This is a genomic window from Microcoleus sp. LAD1_D3 (assembly GCF_036702135.1).
Classification (GTDB): Bacteria; Cyanobacteriota; Cyanobacteriia; order Cyanobacteriales; family Microcoleaceae; genus Microcoleus.
On sequence record NZ_JAUBSB010000003.1, the window covers coordinates 202,633 to 225,595 of the forward strand.

Here is a 22,963-nt window from a genome sequence, read left to right on the forward strand (position 1 = left end):
TGAGCTGGAATGTACTTATTTTGGGTTACTATATTTTTTATCATTAACAATAGTATGTTAAATTTCATTGCCCATGTCTCTTTCTCCGCTGACACTGAATTTAGTCGAAGGTTCTGTCTCCTTTAGCTTTTCCCCGCAAGCCGCGCGGGATTTGCAAAGCGAAATTGCAGCTTTGATGGAAAGCTTGAAAGCTGTAGCAGCCAAAACCGCTGGCGCTAAAGCTTCTCCCCAAAAACCGATGGAATATCGGTATGCAGGAGATGTATTTTTGGAAGTTTTCTGCAACCCGAATATCTGGCCAACTCCTTTTGCTGCGAAAGTGCTGATTACGGTTCGGGACGATCGCGTGCGCGTCACCACCGAAGCCGAACTCAGCCGCCTGCGCGACGATCTCGCTCAGTATATCGAACAAGTCGGTTGAAATTCTCAACCTCGATCGTTTGTAGTTAATAGGTTGAATCTGAGTTCAGATACCATTCTCAAGAACAGGCTTTCCAGCCTGTTCCACAAACATTGAATTTTCTTGTGGGGTGGGTTTCTAGGCCGCCCGTGAAAGGATTACTGACAAAGGATAGCTATCTGCCGGCGAAGCCGACCATTCCCACATTGAACCTGCATAATTCTTAGCATTAAATCCCACATTTGTCAACACAGAAGTCAACCATGCAGAGCGAATTCCCCCACTACAATAACTCACAATTTGAGTTGACAACGAAACTCCTTTCTGCTGCAAAATAGCGACTATTTCCCCACGACCCAGCAGTTGTCCCTGTTTGTCCATTAACTCTTTGTAGTAGAGGTGAACCGCACCGGGAATGTGGCCGCCCCGCTTTTCTCCGTAAGGTGTTTTACCTGCATATTCTCGCCGCTCTCTGGCGTCAATAATGACTAAATTTTCATCTCCTAAAATAGCTTTCAATTCATCCCGCTGAATTTCCCAATTCGAGCGGCGAGATATTACAAAATCTCCGGTTTTAGGTGGATTGTTTGCAGCTTTTACTCGATTAATTCCAGCTTGGATTAAAGCCCTATATCCTCCATCTACAAAAACTGCTTTTTCGTGTCCCAAAGTCCGCAACATCCAAACAATTCGCCCGTCTTCGCCCCACCCTTTCACCGAATCGGCAACGACTATGACAGGTTTGTCTTGACAAATGCCAATTGCTTGCAGTTTTTGAGTTAAAAGTGTGTTATTTTCGATAATTTTTCCCTTTTGGGGAAAGTGCGATTGAGAAAATTCCTGCCAAGTTACGGGAATAGCTGGTGGGAGACGGCAAAACCACTTTAAAACAGGTTGACGAGCATCGAGCAGAGTTGCGCCCCCTGACAGTAATTGCTTAGCTAAATCGGCCCTTACTATCCAATTATTTGCCCAATTATACACTAAATTACACAGGAAATTAGACATGATTTATTGAGCAATTTTTCCTGTACCAGCACCGCAGGCTAAAACCCCTTTGGTATTAGTTGGATTAGCTGGTTTAATCTTGCCAGGAGCAGCATTTATACACAAGATTGTTTGGGTCTTGTTTCCCACCAAAAAGACTCCCCCCACCAAACTTTTGAGATTAGCTTGCTTCGATACTCCGTAGTTAAATACAGCACCTTTTTTCACCATGCCGATCGAGTAGCTGTAATTGGCTTCGTCAGGTTTAACTTGGAGACCGAGATAAACCAAGAGATTGGAAACAGAACTTGTAAAGCCTGCTTTTTCAGCATAGTAAACTTGCTGAGCTTTATTCATCGAACCCACAAATTTTTTCGCTTGTGATTCCTTAGCTTTAAGCGTTGGTAACACTTGAGCTTCCGAGACAGGACTAAAAACAACTGGCAGAGTTAGAGCTGCGATCGCAACTTTGAGCTGCCAGTTGCGGCTGCTAGGAATCATGCTTAATTTCACAGATAACAGGCGGAATGAGCGGTTGAGCAACATACAATTAAACTAATTGTTTTGCCTGAAACTGTTTCAACGCCCAAGGAGCAACCGTGCCGTGTTCTGTGATTATTCCCGATATTAATTCCGCCGGAGTAACGTCAAAAGCGGGATTGTAAAATTCGACTCCCACAGGACAAATTTGTGTAGTTCCCACTTGATACATTTCAACAGGATCGCGTTCTTCAATGGGGATTTGGCTGCCGTCGGAAAGTTCAAAATCAATTGTTGACAGAGGCGCAGCGACAAAGAAGGGAACGTTGTGAGCTTTGGCAACAATTGCTAAACTGTAAGTGCCGATTTTATTGGCAGCATCGCCATTAGCAGCTATTCTGTCTGCACCGACAACTACTGCGTGAATCATGCCGAGTTTCATGCAGTGAGCGGCCATATTGTCAGCTATTAATGTGACAGGAATTCCTTCTTGCACGCATTCCCAAGTGGTGAGTTTTGCACCTTGGAGACGGGGCCGAGTTTCATCGGCAAAAACTCTTCCAAGTCTTCCTTCTCGCCAAGCAGAACGAAATACACCTAAAGCAGTACCGTAGCCTGCTGTTGCCAACGCACCTGCATTGCAGTGAGTTAGTAAGTTCAATTTTTCGGGTGTAGCTGGCAGAACTTCTAAACCTTTGTCACCGATATCTTTACAAGTTTGCAAATCTTCTGCTTGAATGGTTTTAGCCATTTCTAACAAAGTTTTTTGCACTTGTTCGACAGAACCGCTAGTTCTCTCGGCTGTTTTGAGCATTCGCGATATTGCCCAAAACAAATTAACCGCAGTGGGACGAGTCGATCGCAATAACTGGCCAACTTGTTCTAATTTAGTAAAAAACTCGGTACGATCGCTCGTTTCGATTTCTCGCGCCCCCAAATACATCCCGTAGGCTGCTGCTACCCCGATCGCCGGAGCACCTCGGACTATCATAGTTTTAATCGCCTCAGCCATATCTTCGTAGCGACTAATTTCGACTACACCGTATTCTTTTGGCAGCCGGTTTTGGTCAATTAGCAGAACTCGGTCTTCTATCCAGGTGACGGGGGAAACAGGGGAGTTTTGAGCGGTCATCTATTTCAATTATGTGAGGGACAAGTTTCTATGATGCCATGAAGGCGACTATTCCTCTATGTTATGAGGGACACGCTGAATTTGCCAAAATCCCAGCCCTGCGGTTTGAGATTCGAGACTGGAGATTTGAGATTGAAGAATGGCTGGATACCTACCACTCTTTGGGTTTGGAATTTGCGTAGAGTTGGATTCTTTTTCACAAAAGTGTACTTAGTAAAAAACCGTACATTAAGTTGTGTAAATTATACTTACGTTTTTTGAAAAATTTCCGTAATCGGGAACAAGCTAGCTGTACCAGGGGTCTGGTTTTTTTAAGTTGAGAATGAAAAAGTGCGATCGAGCAACTTTCCAGATCCAACAGATTTACAAGAATCACAAAAATAGATAATCGTAAAGCTTTGTCTGTACAACTTGTACAGAGTTAAAGGCAGGTTTTGTGGTAGCCGTATTTGTGGTTAATTGAAGTAGCGACTATCATCGCACGGAAACAACATTTTGAAAACCTAACTAGGTGCATGGGGGAACAGTAATTATGAAAAACCAACACATAGTATTCGTAGATTCAGCAGTTGAAGATTGGCAGAGTCTGGCGGTCGGTGTTAAAGCGGGTAAAGAGGTAATTTTAGTCGATCGGGGGCGGGACGGCATCGAACAAATTGCCGAAGCACTGCAGAGCCGCAAAGGTATAGAAAGCGTTCACATTATTTCTCACGGGGAATCGGGAAGTTTGCAGCTAGGGCCAACTATCCTGAATTCCGACAATTTAGAAACATATCGCGACTGCTTGAAACGGTGGTTTTCGTCATCTGTCAACTCAATTAAAAATCGATTTGAAATTCTGCTATACGGATGTAATGTAGCAGCAGGTGAAAAAGGAGAGGCTTTTGTACAAAAGCTGAGCAAGTTAACAAAAGCTAACATTGCTGCTTCTTCAGATATTACGGGGAGTGCCCAAAAAGGCGGAAACTGGGTACTTGAATACGCTACGGGAGCGATCAAAACAGGATTGGCGATCGAGCCGGAGGTAATGGCAAGTTACGCGCATACCTTGGCGATATTCACTGTTACTAATACCGCTGACTCTGGGCCTGGTTCGCTGCGAGATGCAATTACTCAAGCTAATGCCCTTGCTGGGGCGGATATTATTAACTTCAACATTCCCGCACCAGGCGTTCAGACGATCGCGCCATTGACTTCTTTACCGATAATTACCGAGGCCGTAACGATCGACGGCACATCTCAGCCAGGATTCGCCGGCACCCCGCTGATCCAACTCGATGGAACCAATGCCGGGGGTACAACTAACGGCATACTCATCACCGGCAGTGGCAGCACCATTCGGGGACTAGCAATCAATCGTTTTCAGGGTTCTGGAATCTTCATTTTAGGTAATACCGCCACAGGCAACTCTGTACTCGGCAACTACATCGGCACCGATCCCAACGGTACCGCAGACTTGGGCAACGGTGCTAGTGGCGTAGTAGTTGACAATGCAGCGGGCAACACGATCGGCGGGACTGCAGCGGGCGATCGGAATATCATTTCTGGCAACAATGCTTTCGGCGTGTTAATAAATGCCGCAGGTGCCACAGGCAACCGAGTGCTGGGCAACATCATCGGCACCAACGCTGCTGGTACTGCTGCGTTACCAAATGCCTTGACGGGCGTGCAAATATCGGGTGGTTCTAACAATATCATTGGCGGAACGACAGTAGCCGATCGCAACTTGATTTCTGGCAATGGCAGCGCTGGCGTGTTTATCGATGGTGCCACAGCCACAGGCAACACTGTGCTGGGCAACTTCATCGGCACCGACATCAACGGTACCGCAGACTTGGGAAACGTCGGTTTTGGCGTGGCTATTCAGAATGCGCCCAACAACACGATCGGCGGAAATACCGCAGGCGCGCGCAATATCATTTCCGGCAATAATGCTTTCGGTGTACTAATTCAAAACACCCCTGCTACCAGCAACGCGGCCACAGGCAACACTGTGCTGGGCAACTTCATCGGCACCGATGTCAACGGCACCGCAGACTTGGGCAACACCTTGACTGGCGTGCTCATACAGGATGCTGCAGGCAACACGATCGGCGGGACTGCAGCGGGCGATCGCAACATCATTTCCGGCAATGACGGTTTCGGCGTGCAAATTCTCAACGCCAATGCCACTCTCAACTCGGTACTCGGCAACTACATCGGCACCAACGCCGCAGGCACCGCTGCCTTGCCAAACACTATTGGTGTAGTTGTAGACAATGCACCCAGCAATACGATCGGCGGTAGTGTCGCAGGCGCTGGCAATATTATTTCCGGCAACAGCAGTCCCAACGCAGGTTTAGGCGTCCAGATTACAGGCGCCTCTGCAACAGGCAACACTTTGCGCGGCAACTTCATCGGCGTTGCAGCCAACGGTACTAGCCCGTTAGGCAATAGCTCGATCGGAGTACAGATTACCGCAGCAGCAACTAATAATGCGATCGGTGGTACAGCAGCAGGTGAAGGAAATATCATCGCCAACAACGGCAATATCGGCGTAGCTATTGCATCCGGCATCGGCAACAGCATCCAAAACAACTCGATCTTCGCCAACGTCGGCATCGGCATCGACCTCGGCAACGACGGCATCACCGCCAACGATCCCGGCGACGCCGACACCGGTGCAAACAACCTCCAAAACACCCCCGTACTCACCACCGCTACCGCCAGTGCTGGCAGCGTCACCGTCGCGGGTACTTTCAACAGCACTCCCAGTACCCCGTTCACCCTCCAAATTTTCGCAAACACTTCCCCCGGCACCCAAGGCCAAACCTTCATCGCTTCTATCCCGGTAACTACTGACGCCGCCGGCAACGCTGCTTTTAATCAAACTTTCCCAGCAGCCGTCACCGCAGGCCAATTAATCACCGCGACAGCAACAGACGCCGTCGGCAACACTTCGGAATTTTCCGCACAGCCTGTTCCCGTTGTCGTACCGCTGAGTACCATCACCGGCATCAAATTTAACGACATTGACGGCAACGGCACTCAAGCCGCCGGAGAACTCGGTGTCGCCGGAGTGACTGTTTTTCTCGACACTAACGGTGACAACATCCTCAGTGCCGGTGAAACTTCCGCAACTACCGGGGCTGACGGCAGTTTCACTTTCGGCAACTTGCCTGCCGGCACTTACAACGTTCGGGAATTTGTGCCAGCTGGCAGTCGGCAAACTACTCAAAACCCCCCCCCAGTGATTCTGACAGCAGGTCAAACTACTCCTGCTACGGTGAATTTCGGCAACCAAGCAATACCCGCTGTACTCGGCAGCATTACTGGTATAAAATTTAACGACGCTGACGGCAACGGCACTCAAGCAGCCGGAGAACTTGGTGTTCCGGGAGTGACTATTTTCCTCGACACTAACAACGACGGCATTCTCGATGCCACAGAAACATCGACAACCAGCGATGCTAACGGCAGCTTCGCTTTCCCCAACTTGGCCTCCGGTACTTACAACGTCCGGGAAGTCGTGCCGCCATTCAGCCAGCCAACTACTCCCAATCCGGTTCCAGTGACTCTGACAGCAGGCCAAACTACTCCTGCTACAGTTAATTTCGGCAATAGCCTTCAGGCGGGCACCATAACTGGCATTAAATTCAACGACACCAACGGTAACGGCACTCAAGATACCGGAGAAATTGGCATCCCTGGCGTCACGATTTTCCTTGACACTAACAACAACGGCACTTCAGACACCGGAGAAACCCAAGTTACTACCGGTACCGATGGTAGCTACAGCTTCCCCAACCTGCAAACAGGCACTTACAACGTCCGGGAAGTGGTGCCGACAGGTTTTACACCAACCACCCCTAATCCCCGAACCGTTCCCTTAGATCCAGGTCAAACTTCCACTGCCAATTTCGGCAATCAACAAGTCCCGCCAACACCAACTCCGACATCGCCTCCCCCTCCAACTCCGACTCCGACTCCGCCTCAGCCTCCGACTCCCGTCCAACAAAGCAGCATCAGCGGTCTTAAATTCAACGACGGCAACGGCAACGGTACTCAGGATGCGGAAGAAACCCGTCTTTCGGGATGGCAAATTTTCCTCGACGCTAACGGGAACAACTCTTTAGATGATGGCGAAACTACTGTTACCACTGACAATTCTGGTAATTATAGCTTCAACAACCTCAATCCCGGCACCTACAATGTGCGGGAAGTCCAGCAGACTGGTTGGACGCAAACTACTGCTAATCCGGCGGCGGTTAATCTGGGTAGTGGCGAAAGTCAATCGAACGTTAATTTTGGCAATTTCCAAAATATTAGTATCTCCGGCAGCAAGTTTAATGACCTCAATAACAATGGGGTTTTGGATGCTCAAGAACCGCTCTTGCCGAACTGGCAACTCTTCCTTGACGCTAACAGCAATGACTCTTTAGATGCTGGAGAAGTTAATACTTCTACTGATAGTTTGGGCGGCTACAGTTTCGCCAATTTAGGCCCGGGAACTTATCGAGTTCGGGAAGTCAATCAACCTGGTTGGACGCAAACTACTGCCAATCCTGCTGATATTATTGCTGTCAGTGGCACTAATGTTGACAATATTAACTTTGGCAATTCCTTCGCCCAAGTCCAACCAACACCAACACCAACACCACTACCACCGCAAGAAGGACAAGATGCTGACTGCATTTGTTCGCAAATTGTTTTACCCAGCATTAGCAGTATTCGCAGTCCAAATTCTGTCACTAATAGCCGCAACGGTACTAACGGCAACGACACTATTCTCGGCACTAATAACGGTGACGAAATAAATGGTTTTGACGGCGATGATTTGTTGGCAGGATTGCGGGGCAATGATAATATTTACGGGGGACTTAACAGTGCTTTCCCGGTTGGCCCAGATATAGACACGGACTTGGTGTTTGGCAATGAGGGTAATGATTACCTCAATGGGGTTGCTGGAGATGATTTAATCTTTGCGGGCAAGAACGAAGATGTTGTTTACGGTGGCAAAGATGACGACATTATTTTCGGCGACCAGGAGAGCGATACTTTAATTGGCGACCAGGGTAACGATACTATCTACGGGGGAACTATTAACCCCTTCGACCCGGATTTGACTGGCAACGATTTGGTGTTCGGTTTGGCGGGCGATGACTTCCTCAGCGGGGAGAAAAATCAAGATACGATCGCAGGTGGTGATGGTAATGATACAGTGCGTGCTGGCAAGGGCGATGACTTAGTTGTCGGCGAATTGGGCAGCAACCTGCTGTTTGGCGATGAAGGCAGTGATACTATCTGTGGCGGCGAGGGGGAAGATACAGTGTACGGGGATATTGGTAGCCCCCTCCCCATTGGTTCTACGGGCGGAAAAGACCAAATATGCGGCGGTTTGGGCAACGATTGGTTGTTTGGCAATGAAGGTCAGGATACTGTCAACGGGGATACTGGGAACGATACTCTTTACGGCGGTAAGGATGAGGACAGTTTGCTTGGCAGTGCTGGGGACGATTGGCTGTTTGGAGATCAGGGGAATGATACTCTGATTGGAGGTACCGGGAACGATCGATTTATGTTGGGTATTGACCTCGGCAGCGAGACTATTTTAGACTTTCAATACGGCCTCGATTCGATCGGGCTAATTGGTGGTCTAAATTTCTCGCAACTGAGCATTGTTGCCGAGAATAATTCTACTCTTATCCGAGTTACTGGTTCCGGGCAACTTTTGGCAACTCTCAGCAATGTGCCTGCAAGCGTGATTACTGCCACAGATTTTGCACTCCTGTAGTGCGATCTAGCTAATTAATTAGGTGAGAATATTGTAGGGACGATGGATTAAGAAACTGTTGGCAAATAAAAAAAGGGTGAAACCAAACATTTTACAGGAGATTCCACGTTATTTGTGAAGTACACCCCTGATCCATGAATCCCCGTAGGGAAAAGGCATTGCCTTTTCCCTACTACTTTATGAACCTAGAATACGCTGTATAATCATGGCAAATAAATTCTGATGAGCCAGAAGTAATATCGTTTTCGGTTACACAGCGCCGTGTTCTACCTGGGGAGCATCTCACTTTGGCAACCAAGCTAGAAATTGGACTTTTGAGCAAGAAGACAGGAGGCTCTCTGCCCCCCTAAGTCACCACAACCTGCTGTACCTCGTTTCAGACCCCAATCAGCCCAAACCCGCCTTCCTCGCGCACAGCCTGCTGCTTGATGACCAAATTACCCGCTTTCTATTGGGAGAAAAAAGACAAAATAGAAAATAGCTTGCCCCATATACCCTACGGCTGGTCATGCACTACTTTGAGAAATCGCTTTTCTCTCTAAAATTTTGTGGCAGCCCTTACCAAAGCATCACTGAAGCTTCGCCACCAGCCAAGTTAGAGTATAAGCGAATTCTCAGCACATACCGCCGACCTTTATAAAGCCGAACATTGATTTGTGCATTCAAGTCTGTGCCACTGTCGTCGTCACCAGCAACATATTTCAGATCACCACTCTGATCCTCGAAAAGAACCATGACTGTATCTGTTTCTCCGAAGGTTCCAATTGTATAGCTTCGAGTAGCAGAGGGGTTGATCGCAAAGTTTTTCTGTTCAGCAGGTGCGAGGGATAGAATCTCCGAACGGAAGGGTTTAAGTTCTGTATAACTCGAGTCATCAAGCGGGGGATAGAATAATCGTACCTGCAACACATCCTGCTCAGAAAGTCCGCCAGCCGGCTTTAATCCGTTCTGGTACTCCACAGGTTTCTCAATGAGTCCCGCTGCAAAAGCGTAGTGCATGATTGAGTTGGGGTCCCACTTTGACCCCTCCACTTCTCCTACTGCAAGCTTTTGGAGCACATTATAAAAAGTTGTATCTCGATCCCACTCGTTAGGAGCAGCAGCAAAATATTTATAAACGGCTTCTTCGTTCCATATGATACCTGCAAACGGGTTTTGGTGCTCATGAGGGAAACCTAAAGCGTGGCCTATCTCGTGAACAGGGACATCTACCCCACGGGAATCAGCCCGAAGATCCCAGCCGAAGTTCATGGTTCGCTCGCCTTGCTTAGGAATATCGAGCGCATCGCGGCCAAGATATGACCAGGCTCCATCCCCTTGCACAAAGCCGATTCGTATCTCTGCCTCGCTGATGTTCCGAACCTCCTCAAACTTGATACCAATCCCTACCTTCTTCCATACCTCAAACCCCTGCCGCACAATCTCCTTCTGTTCATTCCCGCCTGAATTGGGACCACTCTCAAAAAAGTAATAACGTAATTTTGTACCGTTAACCCACTTCTTCCCGATTAACCGTATTAGACGAGCACGCTCCGGCGACACGCTCGGATCGAAAGTGCGTGGAGGAACCTTGGGCAAAGCACAAAAATGTTGTGCTTCTTTACCTGATTCGACGCCATCTAAACCAACTTTGATTCCGAGCTTAGCTTCAAGTTGTTCGATGCGTTTTAGTAATTGCTCAACTAGATAAGAGTCGATTTGTGAAATTTTAGTCATGACAAATTCCTCCAAAGTGAATAACTAGAGACTTTAAGTCCCCAGAACCAGCTATTTTGAGAATGTTTATTTTCATCTACCTGAATCAAGTGGGAACACAGTAGATTCAGGAAAGAGAAACTGCAATCATGTCAACAATGACCTAGATAAATGCGAGCTGTCGAGCTTTACGGTTGGCAATCAAACACTATCCAAAGTATTGATATCAATAATTGACAATAGCCTACGACAGCTTACTGCATAGCCTTTATAGGCTATCATATCAAACTTGGCCTAGTGGGGGTCGTAGGTTCAAACCCCCCCCGCTTCGATCGACGACAAAACCCGCTTAATTAAGGGGGTTTTGTAGTTTTTGTAAATATTTTCACTCTTTGGCAATGATTAAACAATCACTGTCAACTTTAGACAGCATATCTGGAAACGCTGACGTGTAGTTGCCATTTTTGTCTACAATCCTGCGGAGTATATATCCCTTCTCAGCAGGTCTGCCGAAAAACGAGTTTGTGCGATGCCAGAGATCTCCATTCGGAGTGTTCGGATCTCGATCGATCAAAAAATCTACAAGCCACTGCGGCACAGACCATCCAAACACTATCGGCGTGATGTGTGCGTGCTGCAAAGTTGCATCAGAGAATCGGAACAAGTAAGTGATCCGAGAAAATTTGACTAAATAAAGTAACATCCGTCCCGCCATTGATGAATGAAATGTCCAGATAACAGGGTCAAAAACGCGCAGCAATAACGTCCGTTCGTCAGCATTCCAGTCTGAACTGTACATCGTCAAACAATGGTCGGGTAAAACATTCCCGTCCATAAAAAATATACCTTGCAGGACTTCGGGTAACTCCGCTGGGTGTGCTACTTTCATCCAATTCGTGATGTCTTTTAGTTGCTTTTGTTCGATTAACATGGTATTATTTATCCTCAAAATAGTTGTGTTTTGGTTTCCTATTAGATACCCCCTTGATTTCTTAGTCGATCGATCGGACTTCGTTTGTGTGGCGTGCGGTTTCAACTGAGATGTTGCACCATTGCCAATAAGTTTTTCAAGGGCGGGCGGGACACCCCACAAGAAACTTGATGTCTTGTGGAACAGGCATCTTGCCTGTTCTTGAGAATTGTGTAATATCTCAGTTTCAACCGCTGTCTGATGCGAGCTTTTGGATTAATTACCCCTGCCAATTCGGCTCCGGCGAGCGACGCACTTTGCCTACCGTACTCACGACATCCACCAGCATCTTGAGTGCGATGTCTTTACCGGGGCAAATCCGTCCCGCGCTACGATCGCCCACCGAATTAAAACCCATGTGAAAAGGGCACAGATTCTCCCGCTTAGGGTTGAATTCGTATACCGTAGAGCCCCAGAAACTCCCGTCTAGCAGCCCCAGACTGAGCGGTATCAGTACCTTGGTTCCGGCGGGGAAAGTGCGCTCTTTGCCCGCTACCGTTGCGGTGAAAGGCTCTGTCGCGACTCGGTGGGTGGCGCTGACGGGGGCCCAGAGGCGGGCGCATTCCAGGAGGAAGAGCTCGATCGACTGGCGATCGTCCAAATCGAGATCGTCCCAAAAATCAGTCGGGTTAATTTGGGCCGTCTGCTGTCCTTTATAGGCGGGGAGAGGGCGGTGTCCCATTGCCGTGTTGCCTAGGTGCAGGGGGCCTTGCAGTCCCGCTATGCCCATAATCGATGTCATCAGCTTCGCCAATTCCCGTTTAGTCATGGCGTTGTTTTCCGAGCTCTCCTCGAAGTCGGCTAAAGCTGGGGAATTTTCATAGATAGTCGCTGCACGCTCGATTAGAGTGGACAAATCCCCGTGTCCAAACAGGTTCAGGCTTTGCAGCAGGTTGCCGATGACGGCGAAGTAGTGCAGCGGGCTTTGGCGGGTGTAATGTAATTCGGTGAGGAGTTCGATCGACTCTGAATCGTCTGGATTAATCCCAAAGATGACGTAGTGCAAATATCGGACTAAAAATCCCATCCAACCACGCTTGACATCGGTAAAAAACGCTCCCCCCGCACCGTGCGACATCTCGGCATAATCGGCAGCTAGCCGATCGAGCAACCGTCTGCTGATTTCGTCTCCCTGGCGATCCGTTGTCGCACTGTTGAAGAGATATTTCTGCATACAGCTTCGGAATGCTGCGTGGTTGCTGCTACTATCAGTTTCGCGATCGGACAAAGACAGTAGAAAAAGGTTTCTGCCGCCGACATCTTGGTTGGGCGCGCGATCGGAATCGAGTACAGAAGTACCAAGCCGCCATCCGCGCGCCTGGGGCGATGTGAGTGCTTTTTCCAGCGTGTCAAACTCTCCCATCACGACTTGCCCCGCGCAGCAAAAATTGGCTCCGAAAGCCAGCCTTTTTAGTGGCAAATAGGTGGGTTCGTTGGCAATCAAACCCTCAATCAGGGCGATCGGCGGTAACATCGTTTTGCTGAGACTTTCTTCCGGGTTTTGCAAAGCCCAAACCTGAAACTCGTTCAGGGCCGGGTTCATCAGCGATGAGAAAATAGTATCTAAATTTAGGTTCATCATAATTCCTCCGAGAACCCTTCGCCATAATGCGCTTCGCATTTAGCAGCAAGAGGGTATTGAGCAGTAATAGAGCGGGAGTGAATACCGGCTTCATTGCCAAAATCAGTAAGTATAACTATAGCCATCTTTCTTTGTGAAGGCAGTGGCAATATAGATATAGTTTTACTGAATATGTCTGCGCTCAAGTCTAGCCTTTTTCCGGAGATTGAGTGGAATTTTTAACAATTTCTGGTAAGTATATCTACTTTCTGAATCTCAAGTATTAGCCCCCATCTTTGAGAGCCGCACATAAACCGTAGTTATGTGCGACTACTTGCTATTAAATTTAGCCAAAATCGGCGACATTAATTAGACTGGACGACACCCCATTCAGAGCAGCTAAAATTTCTCCGGTTGCTGACAAACGGATGAAGGTTGCACTGTTTTCTTGAGTTATTGACAGTTGGGAGAAAGTAAGATTGTTGCCTAGAGAAAGCAAATCTTTAGTGCCTTCTTTTTTGTGATCGCGCCCTGTTGCACTTTGAAGACTCCGCAAATAAGCGAATAAACCAGGGCTTTTTGTCCAGTCCCGCAGCGTCACCTCATCATTGTTAATGAATTTCAGCAAGTCATCGCCGCTCATCCCCTCATCATTAGCAGCCCAATCACGCCAGCGGTAAGGCGATTCAATCAGCAGCTTGTACTTATCAACTTTTCCCTATAAAAAGGCTTTTTCTTCTCTGACCTTTTCTACATCATCTAAAAGCTTGAGAAATAGAATCCCAGTAAATTGGGCCAAACGGTCTAATTCCCCATTCATTCCCTTTTCTTTCCGCATGATGTCAGGCGCAGATTTTATCACGCTTTCGAGAGGTTGAGCGGTGGTGACGGGTTTATTGGTTTGAGATGTAGTGCGTTTGGGCATTTTGAGAGAAAATTAAAGTAATCAAACTTAGAAATAGAACTCTTAGAAAATATCTATTAGACTGAGTACAAAAGATTTTGTAATTGATTTAGTGCTTTTTCTAAATTTTCTTGACCTCCAAACAGTGTTAATATTTGACTTGCATCACCATACTCAGCAAATTCAGGATATTTTCCAATTGAATCGACAATATGACGAAACACCATAATTCCTTTTTTAGAATATTTATTTAAAAATATTACTAATATTTCTTTTTCTTTCTCATTATATTTTTCCCAAAAATTAGCATTGTTATTAAGTACCCATTCACTTCGCTCCTTTTCCGTAAAATTTGGACTTTTCATAAAATCAATGGATTCTCTAAACGTATGTTGAATTTGATGGCTATCTTTCATTGTAGAAAGATAGACAGCACCGCGTCGGCCCAATTCTCCGTTTGATTCATCCCAACGTATTCTTTGAAAATCCATGTCTATATCAGAAATAACCTGGTTATCAATTTTGTACAAGCAATCTCCTTTGACTTTTAATACAGCATTACTCCTTTCATCGATCCCAGTATTTTCTACATCATAACACTGGTAACAAAGCTCAAAAGTTAACGCCAATTCTTCTTGATTTTCTGTAAAGAAGGGCGAAACAGACGATAGGTCTACTGCTACACAACCGACTTCAAACCCAACTTCCAGAGCTAAATCCCTTTTTACTAATTTAGAATTTATTATATAACTATCAATTTTTACCATTAGACTATTTAAATCAAGAGGTGGTACATCTTCTTGAATAACTTTGAGGCATGATGCCATATCTGGATAAATACAAACAATTCCTCCTCGTTTATTACAGTCAGATAGTAAGTTCTTTGCAATGCTATTTATTTTAGGTTTTCTATCTTTATAAAAAGCCTCATCTTTGGTGACAAAATGCACTACGTATGAACTCAGTAATTCTAAAATTGCCTCCCAAATAACAGAATCCTTAAACTGTTGATTGTTATTATTTGGTGGCGATTTTTCGTTAATTCTTTTTAACGCTGATTGAGCGTGTTCCCATGTAAAATCAACTCTATGAAATAACGAGTCTAGTTCTGTGATTCTTGCCTGAACAGCCGATTTTATTTCAGCTTCATCGGGGACTTTGTAGGGAGAGTGAGACCTCATAATTACTGAAATGCTTTTAAAATTTTTCTTGATTTCTTCAGTCGCTTTTACTCCTTTCGCAATTGTATTTCTAGTAATTTCCTCTTCAAGAACTGAAGGCAAGCCTATTTTACCATTTATTATTTTTAGAATATAAATTAACGCCGAACCTATAGCAGTTCTCAGCAAAAGATTAGAGTCTTGCAACCATATATTTGCATCAATTACCACACAAATTGGTTTTTGTTCTGCGGACATTATTACAACTCCTTTCACTTCTCCTAAACCGAATACAATAAACTCTGCAACTGCTCGACTGCCTGCTTCAATTTATCTGCTCCGCCAAATAAGCCAGCAATTTCCCGCACGTTGCCATACTTCTCAACCGCTTTCACCTTCAGAGATGCTGGCATTACCAACTGCTGCGGCCTACCTTGAGCATAAATCCCAAATCCCAAATCTAAAATCTAAAATCTAAAATCAAATGACGCCCGCTAAAGTTTCCCACCAGTACAAAAGCACTTTAGAAGAAACCCGCAGGCGTCAAAATCAAGCAAACTTAAATCTTAGAAAAGACCCAGTGTGAAAGATTTGTCGATCGGGAAAATAGCACCAATACCCAACCACAAAGTTACCGCAGTTCCCAAGAGGAAAACAGTAGTAGCAACCGGGCGGCGGAACGGATTTTGAAACTTGTTAACATTCTCGATGAACGGAATCAAAATCAAGCCAACGGGAACACCAGCCATACAAGCAATACCCAACAATTTGTTAGGCAAAACGCGCAGGAGTTGGAACACAGGCCACAAATACCATTCCGGCAGAATTTCCAGCGGAGTAGCAAAAGGATTAGCAGGTTCCCCAACCAAAGACGGGTCTAGTACAGCCAAACCCACGCACAGAGAAATCGTTCCCATGATGACTATAGGGAAAACGTAGAGCAAGTCATTAGGCCAAGCTGGTTCGCCGTAATAGTTGTGACCCATGCCCTTAGCGAGCTTAGCGCGAAGGTCTGGATCGCTCAAATCTGGTTTTTTGAGAATAGACATAGTGAGAGTGTTCTCCTTTTAGTTTTACCCGGGCCTGCCATTCCGCTGTATTCGTTAGTTTGAATCAGCGGCGCGATCGCAGGAAGTATTAGCCGTAAATAAATATCATGAGTGATGAATTCTGAATTTTCAACTCACAATTCAGCGGGGGGCAAAAAAAATACCGCCCCCACAACTCAAAACTTACAACGGGCCAGAGATACCTTGCTTGCGAATCATCAAGAAGTGAGCCAGCATGAAGACTACAATCAGCCAAGGCAACACAAAAGTGTGCAAGCTGTAGTAGCGAGTCAAAGTACCTTGACCGACGCTGACACCGCCACGCAGCAGTTCAACCATCAAAGAACCGACAAACGGGATAGCTTCGGGGACACCGGAAACGATTTTAACCGCCCAGTAACCGATTTGATCCCAAGGCAGCGAATAGCCGGTCACGCCGAAAGAAACAGTGATGACTGCCAAGATTACTCCTGTCACCCAGGTTAATTCGCGGGGCTTTTTGAAGCCGCCTGTCAGATAAACCCGGAAGATGTGCAAAATCATCATCAGCACCATCATGCTCGCAGACCAGCGGTGGATGGAGCGGATCAGCCAGCCGAAGTTGACTTCAGTCATCAGGTATTGCACTGAAGAAAAAGCTTCTGCTACCGTCGGACGGTAATAGAAAGTCATGGCGAAGCCGGTGGCAAACTGGATCAGAAAGCAAACTAAAGTAATTCCGCCCAAGCAATAGAAAATATTGACGTGCGGGGGTACGTACTTAGTAGTGATGTCGTCGGCGAGCGCCTGAATTTCCAGGCGTTCCTCAAACCACTGGTAGGTTTTTGAGTCGGTGATTTGTTTAGAAAACATGGAGCCAGAATTCCTAAAAGAATATTGCTGTGGTTGAGGTTCAGGGCAGCAGCCACAAGGTTTTTTGTCGCCCCGCGCCGAGCAGCTTGCTTTTACTAGCAAATGCCTGAGGCTATTTTTTAAATTTGGAGCTGACGAAAGGAACTCTATTGTGCGATCGCCTGCAAGCCCTGGGAAACTAAGCGGTGGCTTGTCCCTACTCGCTGGCGTTGCCCGATCAAATTCCAGACTGTGATAAAAAATGTAACATAATTGCCGTGCAATTTTCACGCGAGCGATGCTTTTGCCGAGTCTCAAATACCCTTTTCTGCAAGCTCAACATCCCCCCCAAGCTGGCATAGAGCCAAGACCAGAGCCCAGAAGCAAAGTCCGAGCCTGCCACCGGCTCGCTGGGGCGTAAATTTTAATATTTATGATAAAACTTCACTCATTTTGCGATTTAATGTTACGTTAAACTAATTTTTTGTTCGCGGCGGACGTTTGACGAATGCCGAATGCCTTGGGGAGAGTTAAAGGCGCAAAAGCTTAAAAGCCTACAAACTTAAAATACAGGAGATGCAATACTTGCCTATCTTTTACAGAAAAATCATGCACAGACGAGTTTTCCAGATTGCTATTTTACTTTTCCTCCAAGTCGCCCTAGTTCTAGGCCCGTGGGCCGGGCCTGCGGCGGCCCTAACTCCAGAACAGCAGCTTTTGAGCGAAGCTTGGCGAATTGTCAATCGCTCTTATGTGGACGACAAATTCAACTCTAAAAACTGGTGGTCGATTCGCGAAAAAGCTGTCAAGCAACCGCTTAACGACAGACAGCAGACTTACACGGCCATCCAGGGGATGCTGGCGAATCTCGACGACCCGTTCACGCGACTGCTGAAACCAGAACAGTACCGCAGTTTGCAGGTTAACACTTCGGGAGAATTGACGGGTGTGGGGCTGCAAATTGCGATCGACCCCCAGACAAATACCCTGACAGTGGTGGCTCCTTTGGCCGGCTCACCGGCGGATAAAGCTGGCATCCAACCCCTCGATCGCATTGTGAAAATTGATGGCACTCCTACCTCAGAATTGAGCCTAGACGAAGCAGCAACTCGAATGCGCGGCCGCATCGGCACTGCCGTTACCTTGACCTTGGGGCGCGAGGGAAGGGACGCTGCTGAGGAAATTGAGTTAGTGCGCGATCGCATTGCTCTGAATCCGGTTTACGCCGAATTGCAATCGGGGGCCCAGAATTTGCCGCTGGGCTACATTCGCTTGAGTCAATTCAGCGCTAACGCCACTGAGGAAGTCGCTCGCGCGATCGACCGCTTGGAAAAACAAGGAGCCGCCGCCTACATTCTAGACCTACGGAACAATCCGGGCGGACTGTTGCAAGCAGGGATTGAAATTGCCCGCTTGTGGCTCGATTCCGGGACGATCGTCTACACCGTGAACCGACAAGGCATTCTCGGCAGTTTTGAAGCCTCTGGACAAGCCCTAACTAACGATCCGCTGATTGTTTTGGTGAACAAGGGAACTGCCAGTGCTAGCGAAATTTTGGCGGGTGCGCTGCAAGATAACGGCAGAGCTCAACTGGTAGGAGAAAAGACTTTTGGCAAAGGGCTGATTCAGTCGTTGTTTGATTTGTCTGACGGTTCTGGGTTGGCCGTGACTGTTGCTAAGTACGAGACACCGAACCATAAAGATATTAACAAGCTGGGCATTTCGCCCGATCGCGTAGTGCCTTTGGAACCCATCGCGCGCGATCAGATTGGCACCGCAGCAGACTTGCAATATCAAGCTGCACTGCAACTACTGAAAGAAAAAACCGTGCTGGCAAAGTCAGTATAAGCCTGAGTTTGAAGTTTTGAGCTTGCAGCAGGCGTCAATACATATATCTAAGTCTGTCTCTGCGTTTCGTTCGCAAGGACAGACAAGAATCATCCTAAAAATTCTTTAACTCAAAAGTGATATCACGTCCGACAGATTCATCTGTCATTCTTCGCTGTGCGAAGCAATGACATAAAACGATGCTATCGGACGTGATATCAAAACCCAAAGCTGCTGTTCCCTTAAGGTTGGGGGGTTGATTCCTCGGCTTCGGGTACATCGGCTTCTTGCAAAATCACCTGACGCTGCTGCGGGTCAGCTTGGTTGCTTTGCTCTTGCATCACAGTTTTAGCCAGACTAGGGTCAAAGTAGCGGTTAAAGTCTGATCGCGACTGATTTACTCGCTCTTGGGTAAGATTGACTTCAGCTTGGATTTCGTGCAATTTTTCTTGCACCGCCCGGTAGTGAGGCCAAAGCTGAAGCAAAGCAGAAGTGGCACAGACTGAAAGTACCATGTTGACTGCCAACTTGACGCCTGTTTCGGCCGCGAGGGTTTGGTGAGGATAAGAACGCTGGCGGCTGCTGCTGCGACGAGGAGTAACCCGAGGGGGGTTTTTTACAGGACGCAGTGGGGTAACGGGGGGTTGAATCGCTTGCATAATTTTTTTTCAAATACCTGAGACTGACGTTTTAGAGTTCAACAGAGCAAATTCTGAGCTTAACGCACACTCGCCGCTGTTTGTCAGGGTGCCGACAGCCAAAATTGTTGAGACAAAGGTGACCCCTGAAGACGGAATTTTCCCATAAAAATGCCTGCCCTTGCAGTGTCGTCTTGCTGAACACAAACAATCTACTGCACTGGGGCAGCAATTGTCTGTATCTGTAAAGCGAGAGATTTAACTGTTCAGGCAGGCGTTTTGCGGTTCGCAACTGGTGTCTGGAAACTATTTGTACAGTTCAGTTGACAGCCGGAAAGCCATGATTCCGGGAATCAAAGCAATTACGAGCGCTACGTAGACTTGGGTATCTGTTAAAGACATATTCGCAAAACTCCTTTTCGCGGGCACGATATTTCACCAATTTGAGACAAATTGGCACTTTTGGGAATCATTTGTTACAACTTGCAACACAAATGCTGCGTCCGGGGGGGAGTGGTCCAGTGGCGCAGTGGCCCAGTGGCGCTGTTTTTGAGTGTCGGAGGGGGAGAATTTTTCCTTGTTTCCGGGGACTGCTTCGTTCGGACGTTGTTCGGACGATCGCCTCCCACAGAATTACCGCGTTAGGTTAAGATTTAAGTGAAGGTGACACTAATGTTAGACAGAGCGGGTAATTTGCGCTGCGCTCGACCCTTGCCATTTTTAGGTGCACAAAATAGTTAATGCTAGATCAATTTCTCGACGCTTCACCCAATTTTGGAGTTGACGGCTTTTTATTATTGTTGGTTTTGGTGGCTTTGGAGGCTGTACTTTCGGCTGACAACGCGATCGCCCTGGCGTCTATTTCTAAAGGTTTGGAAGATGCCAAGGACCAGCAAAAGGCTCTCAACCTTGGTTTGATAATTGCTTTTGTACTGCGGATCGCCCTAATTTTAACGGCTACCTGGGTGATCCAATACTGGCAGTTTGAACTGCTTGGTGCTCTCTACCTGCTGTGGCTTGTTTTCCAACATTTTACTTCAGAGACAGACTCCGAAGGAGAACATCACGGGCCCAGGTTTGCGACTGTGTGGCAAGCAATTCCCATGATTGCTTTTACGGATTTAGCGTTTTCATTGGATAGCGTTACTACTGCGATCGCTGTTTCTGACAACACTTTTATCGTCGTAACAGGCGCTACTATTGGAATTATTGCCCTGCGATTCATGGCCGGATTGTTCATCCGCTGGCTGGATGAATTCGTTCACCTAGAAAGTGCTGGTTACATCACAGTTGGGTTCGTGGGAATGCGGTTGTTGGTGAAAGTAATTGATCCAAATTTAGTTCCTCCGCAATGGCTGCTAGTTTCCAGTATCGTCTTGATGTTTGTCTGGGGATTTTCTAAGCGTACTCCCGAGCCAGTCGAGATTGCAAAATCTCTAGAAATGGCTCTCAATCAGCCGGATTCAGAAGTTGCTGTGCCGGAATCGCAAGGACAAAAATCCGAAATTTAACATACTTTCATCTGAATAAAATTAGCTTAAATCTGTCAAACCAACAAGATTGAAGGCTGGTCAAAACGTGCAAAAGCCTTTCATCCCGGTGACTTTAGTCTGGGGATGAAAGGCTTTTATTTTGTAATATCCTTTCCTTCACTAGCCGATCGAACTCATGGGAGTACAATTTGGCCTATGGGAAGGCATTTATCAAAATCAAACTCAGCAATGGTTAGACTGGTGGGATAGCGAGGGGAATTGGTTGCTGAGGGGGTTGGCGGCATATTGGCGATCGATCCGGATCTGATTTGAGCCTCGGTGGTGGCTGTATTTTTTGAGGACAGGGAAAGAGGGCGAGGGATGAGAAGGAGTTGCGGGCGATCGCATTCACGTGTCGGGAAAAAATGTAACCTTCCTGTTGAGTGGCTGCCAGAAAACTTCGCGATGCACCAGAAATCTGAGTCAATCCACTCCAACAGGGATGTGATACGTCAGTCACCTACAAGTTCCCTAGGAATCAATACAGGATTACGGCTCTTCCGAATTCTCTCAGATCCGCCAAGACTAAGATTTTGTTCGGCTTTAATAACCCTAAGCTGCGCCACTTTATGATGATATTGTAGAAACTTATCCTTTAACTGTTGATCGATCATAGTTGTTTGAAACTGGGCATCCTGGAACATCAACAACATTTCAGGTTTTATTTCAATATCATTAGCGCAAATAAAAGTGTTCACAATAACCTGAAATGTCAATGGTTTTTTATGGTCAAGATGGCTCTCATAAATAGCTACCTTATCGCCAGTAATATCGCATTCAACTTTTCCCTCCTGATCGGCACACTTTTCAAAGTATCTTTTTTTAGTTACCCGCAGATCATCTTCAACAATGGCACGGCAGGCTTCTAAAAATTCTTGATAAAGAGACTTTCCTTTAGCATAAATCGCTGTTCGATAAGAAAAATCCGTTCGAGAGCCATCTGTTCTTTCTATCCAAAAGCAACTTGTCGGCATATCTGTTCTATCTTTGTACAAACGTTTTACACCACATCCAATCTTTTTATCTGCTTCAGGATGGCGATCCAGAAGAGCCAGTAAAATATCGCGATCATCACCTGCTATGGTTTGACCATTTCGATAGCGCTCCAACATATTTTTGAAGTGTTCAATAGCATCTTTTTGGGATTTGAACTCTATTCCATTGAGAACAATTGGTTGCCTTGCCATTTAAACTCCCTACCAGTTTTCTATGAGGTATAATTTAAATTATCTCGCAGATGTGGTACCATAGATCATAATAGACCTCTTGCAAAATAATTTTATGATATAATGGAAAGTTTTGCTTGACTGGATTGAATCCCAACTATTAACTTATTTTTACTCTTGCCTTGCTAGAAACAGGATAAAATACTAGTACAGCTCGGCGAAAATAGAATACCCACTAAACCGCTAATACTTTACCCTTATAAGTCCACTTGAAGGGCTTTGCCATAGTTCGATTAAAGTAGTCGATGAAATCTAATATCCGGTTTTTTAGTTCATTGGTACTCGTGAAAGTTCCCCGTCTGAGCAGCTTACGGACAAGGATACTAAACCATATTTCAATTTGATTAAGCCAAGATGAGTGTTTGGGCGTGTAATGGAAAACAATTCGATGCGTTGGGTCACTTAAAAAGGCTGCTCGTGTTTGCATTGATTGAAGGATGCCACTTTTACCCTTAACACCCAAATCAATTTCTAATCCTTCCAATTCAACTACAAGGCGAACCAAAGATTCAGACTGATGAGTATTGAGGCAATCCATAATTAAATGCCACTTTTTGGTATCAGGGTCGCTCAAGAGCAGAGCAGATAGGTTTTGGGCAAAGTCTTGTTCAGTTCGTGAGTCTCCACAAGTCGGATAGATAACTTGACCTGTCACAATATCGAAGTTGGCAATTAATGCCTGTGTGCCATGACGGATATACTCAAATTCTCGTCGTTGAACTTTACCTGGTCGCAATGGTAAGTCTTTCTCTTTACGTTCAATTGCTTGAATACCTGTCATTTCATCAATGCAAACTG

22 protein-coding genes are annotated in these 22,963 nt (G+C 46.4%); 5 read left to right on the forward strand and 17 right to left on the reverse strand.

All coding sequences use genetic code 11. The annotated features are described in order from the left end of the window. The first annotated feature begins 73 nt into the window (after nt 1-73). A complete protein-coding gene (locus tag QUA74_RS02810) occupies nt 74-421 on the forward strand; it encodes a hypothetical protein (RefSeq protein ID WP_015174783.1) in 348 nt (115 codons plus the stop codon). 117 nt (nt 422-538) lie between these two features. On the opposite strand, the gene QUA74_RS02815 is transcribed toward QUA74_RS02810, so the two are convergent. Genes QUA74_RS02815 through mtnA form a run of 3 tightly spaced genes read right to left on the reverse strand, consistent with a single transcriptional unit; the run spans nt 539 to nt 2,999 of the window. After that, nucleotides 539-1,408 (reverse strand): rhodanese-like domain-containing protein, encoded by an 870-nt coding sequence (locus QUA74_RS02815; RefSeq protein ID WP_333324736.1) that lies wholly within the window; start codon nt 1,406-1,408, stop codon nt 539-541. 3 nt (nt 1,409-1,411) lie between these two features. Beyond that, nucleotides 1,412-1,933, reverse strand: a complete 522-nt coding sequence (locus QUA74_RS02820) for a type IV pilin-like G/H family protein (protein WP_333324738.1) — start codon at nt 1,931-1,933, stop codon at nt 1,412-1,414. A gap of 4 nt (nt 1,934-1,937) precedes the next feature. Then, a complete protein-coding gene (mtnA, locus tag QUA74_RS02825) occupies nt 1,938-2,999 on the reverse strand; it encodes an S-methyl-5-thioribose-1-phosphate isomerase (RefSeq protein ID WP_333324740.1) in 1,062 nt (353 codons plus the stop codon). Between the two features lie 38 nt (nt 3,000-3,037). Between mtnA and QUA74_RS02830 the strand changes: the two genes are divergently transcribed. Together QUA74_RS02830 and QUA74_RS02835 are read left to right on the forward strand one after the other, a co-directional pair. Further along, nucleotides 3,038-3,181 (forward strand): hypothetical protein, encoded by a 144-nt coding sequence (locus QUA74_RS02830; RefSeq protein ID WP_333064245.1) that lies wholly within the window; start codon nt 3,038-3,040, stop codon nt 3,179-3,181. A 350-nt stretch (nt 3,182-3,531) separates the two neighbouring features. Further along, nucleotides 3,532-8,772, forward strand: a complete 5,241-nt coding sequence (locus QUA74_RS02835; RefSeq protein ID WP_333324742.1) for an SdrD B-like domain-containing protein — start codon at nt 3,532-3,534, stop codon at nt 8,770-8,772. Nucleotides 8,773-9,330: 558 nt separating this feature from the next. On the opposite strand, the gene QUA74_RS02840 is transcribed toward QUA74_RS02835, so the two are convergent. The 9 genes from QUA74_RS02840 to petB form a co-directional block, all read right to left on the reverse strand. Beyond that, the gene (locus QUA74_RS02840) at nt 9,331-10,488 is read right to left on the reverse strand and encodes a matrixin family metalloprotease (protein ID WP_333324745.1); all 1,158 of its coding nucleotides are present in this window, start codon (nt 10,486-10,488) and stop codon (nt 9,331-9,333) included. A 364-nt stretch (nt 10,489-10,852) separates the two neighbouring features. Next, nucleotides 10,853-11,398, reverse strand: coding sequence for a hypothetical protein (locus QUA74_RS02845; RefSeq protein WP_333324747.1), 546 nt, complete (start codon nt 11,396-11,398; stop codon nt 10,853-10,855). 259 nt (nt 11,399-11,657) lie between these two features. Further along, nucleotides 11,658-13,019, reverse strand: a complete 1,362-nt coding sequence (locus QUA74_RS02850) for a cytochrome 450 (protein ID WP_333324749.1) — start codon at nt 13,017-13,019, stop codon at nt 11,658-11,660. A 325-nt stretch (nt 13,020-13,344) separates the two neighbouring features. Next, nucleotides 13,345-13,641: a hypothetical protein gene (locus QUA74_RS02855; RefSeq protein ID WP_333324751.1), complete on the reverse strand. Its 297-nt coding sequence runs from the start codon at nt 13,639-13,641 to the stop codon at nt 13,345-13,347. Nucleotides 13,642-13,716: 75 nt separating this feature from the next. Continuing rightward, complete coding sequence (locus tag QUA74_RS02860) at nt 13,717-13,923, reverse strand: type I restriction-modification system subunit M N-terminal domain-containing protein (RefSeq protein ID WP_333324753.1); 207 nt, start codon at nt 13,921-13,923, stop codon at nt 13,717-13,719. Nucleotides 13,924-13,979: 56 nt separating this feature from the next. Then, nucleotides 13,980-15,320, reverse strand: a complete 1,341-nt coding sequence (locus QUA74_RS02865; RefSeq protein WP_333324755.1) for a PIN domain-containing protein — start codon at nt 15,318-15,320, stop codon at nt 13,980-13,982. A gap of 23 nt (nt 15,321-15,343) precedes the next feature. Continuing rightward, on the reverse strand, nt 15,344-15,475 hold the full coding sequence (locus QUA74_RS02870) for a hypothetical protein (protein ID WP_333324758.1): 132 nt from the start codon (nt 15,473-15,475) through the stop codon (nt 15,344-15,346). A gap of 153 nt (nt 15,476-15,628) precedes the next feature. Next, the gene (petD, locus tag QUA74_RS02875) at nt 15,629-16,111 is read right to left on the reverse strand and encodes a cytochrome b6-f complex subunit IV (RefSeq protein ID WP_333324760.1); all 483 of its coding nucleotides are present in this window, start codon (nt 16,109-16,111) and stop codon (nt 15,629-15,631) included. Nucleotides 16,112-16,294: 183 nt separating this feature from the next. Next, nucleotides 16,295-16,963: a cytochrome b6 gene (petB, locus tag QUA74_RS02880; protein ID WP_015174799.1), complete on the reverse strand. Its 669-nt coding sequence runs from the start codon at nt 16,961-16,963 to the stop codon at nt 16,295-16,297. Nucleotides 16,964-17,551: 588 nt separating this feature from the next. Between petB and ctpA the strand changes: the two genes are divergently transcribed. Beyond that, the gene (gene ctpA, locus QUA74_RS02885; protein ID WP_333324762.1) at nt 17,552-18,790 is read left to right on the forward strand and encodes a carboxyl-terminal processing protease CtpA; all 1,239 of its coding nucleotides are present in this window, start codon (nt 17,552-17,554) and stop codon (nt 18,788-18,790) included. A 221-nt stretch (nt 18,791-19,011) separates the two neighbouring features. Here the strand turns inward: ctpA and QUA74_RS02890 are convergent, their stop codons facing one another. Continuing rightward, nucleotides 19,012-19,428 carry a slr1601 family putative cell division protein gene (locus QUA74_RS02890; RefSeq protein ID WP_333324764.1) on the reverse strand — a complete coding sequence of 139 codons (417 nt, stop codon included), beginning with the start codon at nt 19,426-19,428 and terminating at the stop codon, nt 19,012-19,014. Nucleotides 19,429-19,713: 285 nt separating this feature from the next. After that, complete coding sequence (gene psaM / locus QUA74_RS02895; RefSeq protein WP_190660159.1) at nt 19,714-19,809, reverse strand: photosystem I reaction center subunit XII; 96 nt, start codon at nt 19,807-19,809, stop codon at nt 19,714-19,716. A gap of 338 nt (nt 19,810-20,147) precedes the next feature. Here psaM and QUA74_RS02900 point away from each other — a divergent pair, with 338 nt between their 5' ends. Then, nucleotides 20,148-20,918 carry a TerC family protein gene (locus tag QUA74_RS02900; protein ID WP_333324766.1) on the forward strand — a complete coding sequence of 257 codons (771 nt, stop codon included), beginning with the start codon at nt 20,148-20,150 and terminating at the stop codon, nt 20,916-20,918. Nucleotides 20,919-21,132: 214 nt separating this feature from the next. Here the strand turns inward: QUA74_RS02900 and QUA74_RS02910 are convergent, their stop codons facing one another. The 3 genes from QUA74_RS02910 to QUA74_RS02920 form a co-directional block, all read right to left on the reverse strand. Next, nucleotides 21,133-21,399, reverse strand: coding sequence for a hypothetical protein (locus QUA74_RS02910; RefSeq protein ID WP_333324768.1), 267 nt, complete (start codon nt 21,397-21,399; stop codon nt 21,133-21,135). Next, nucleotides 21,392-22,126: a DCL family protein gene (locus QUA74_RS02915; RefSeq protein ID WP_333324770.1), complete on the reverse strand. Its 735-nt coding sequence runs from the start codon at nt 22,124-22,126 to the stop codon at nt 21,392-21,394. Before QUA74_RS02915 ends, QUA74_RS02910 begins: the two co-directional genes overlap by 8 nt. Nucleotides 22,127-22,340: 214 nt before the next feature. Next, a partial coding sequence (locus tag QUA74_RS02920; protein ID WP_333324772.1) for a transposase occupies nt 22,341-22,963 on the reverse strand: 623 nt, incomplete at its 5' end.

Excerpts from the sequence above, each read along its gene's own strand:
- QUA74_RS02815 (WP_333324736.1), bottom strand. The coding sequence starts at position 1,408 with ATGTCTAATTTCCTGTGTAATTTAGTGTATAATTGGGCAAATAATTGG.
- mtnA (WP_333324740.1), bottom strand. The coding sequence starts at position 2,999 with ATGACCGCTCAAAACTCCCCTGTTTCCCCCGTCACCTGGATAGAAGAC.
- QUA74_RS02845 (WP_333324747.1), bottom strand. The coding sequence starts at position 11,398 with ATGTTAATCGAACAAAAGCAACTAAAAGACATCACGAATTGGATGAAA.
- petB (WP_015174799.1), bottom strand. The coding sequence starts at position 16,963 with ATGTTTTCTAAACAAATCACCGACTCAAAAACCTACCAGTGGTTTGAG.
- psaM (WP_190660159.1), bottom strand. The coding sequence starts at position 19,809 with ATGTCTTTAACAGATACCCAAGTCTACGTAGCGCTCGTAATTGCTTTG.
- QUA74_RS02820 (WP_333324738.1), bottom strand. The coding sequence starts at position 1,933 with ATGTTGCTCAACCGCTCATTCCGCCTGTTATCTGTGAAATTAAGCATG.
- QUA74_RS02835 (WP_333324742.1), top strand. The coding sequence starts at position 3,532 with ATGAAAAACCAACACATAGTATTCGTAGATTCAGCAGTTGAAGATTGG.
- petD (WP_333324760.1), bottom strand. The coding sequence starts at position 16,111 with ATGTCTATTCTCAAAAAACCAGATTTGAGCGATCCAGACCTTCGCGCT.
- QUA74_RS02855 (WP_333324751.1), bottom strand. The coding sequence starts at position 13,641 with ATGAGCGGCGATGACTTGCTGAAATTCATTAACAATGATGAGGTGACG.
- ctpA (WP_333324762.1), top strand. The coding sequence starts at position 17,552 with ATGCACAGACGAGTTTTCCAGATTGCTATTTTACTTTTCCTCCAAGTC.
- QUA74_RS02915 (WP_333324770.1), bottom strand. The coding sequence starts at position 22,126 with ATGGCAAGGCAACCAATTGTTCTCAATGGAATAGAGTTCAAATCCCAA.
- QUA74_RS02850 (WP_333324749.1), bottom strand. The coding sequence starts at position 13,019 with ATGATGAACCTAAATTTAGATACTATTTTCTCATCGCTGATGAACCCG.
- QUA74_RS02840 (WP_333324745.1), bottom strand. The coding sequence starts at position 10,488 with ATGACTAAAATTTCACAAATCGACTCTTATCTAGTTGAGCAATTACTA.
- QUA74_RS02810 (WP_015174783.1), top strand. The coding sequence starts at position 74 with ATGTCTCTTTCTCCGCTGACACTGAATTTAGTCGAAGGTTCTGTCTCC.
- QUA74_RS02865 (WP_333324755.1), bottom strand. The coding sequence starts at position 15,320 with ATGTCCGCAGAACAAAAACCAATTTGTGTGGTAATTGATGCAAATATA.
- QUA74_RS02900 (WP_333324766.1), top strand. The coding sequence starts at position 20,148 with ATGCTAGATCAATTTCTCGACGCTTCACCCAATTTTGGAGTTGACGGC.
- QUA74_RS02870 (WP_333324758.1), bottom strand. The coding sequence starts at position 15,475 with ATGCCAGCATCTCTGAAGGTGAAAGCGGTTGAGAAGTATGGCAACGTG.
- QUA74_RS02890 (WP_333324764.1), bottom strand. The coding sequence starts at position 19,428 with ATGCAAGCGATTCAACCCCCCGTTACCCCACTGCGTCCTGTAAAAAAC.
- QUA74_RS02860 (WP_333324753.1), bottom strand. The coding sequence starts at position 13,923 with ATGCCCAAACGCACTACATCTCAAACCAATAAACCCGTCACCACCGCT.
- QUA74_RS02830 (WP_333064245.1), top strand. The coding sequence starts at position 3,038 with ATGAAGGCGACTATTCCTCTATGTTATGAGGGACACGCTGAATTTGCC.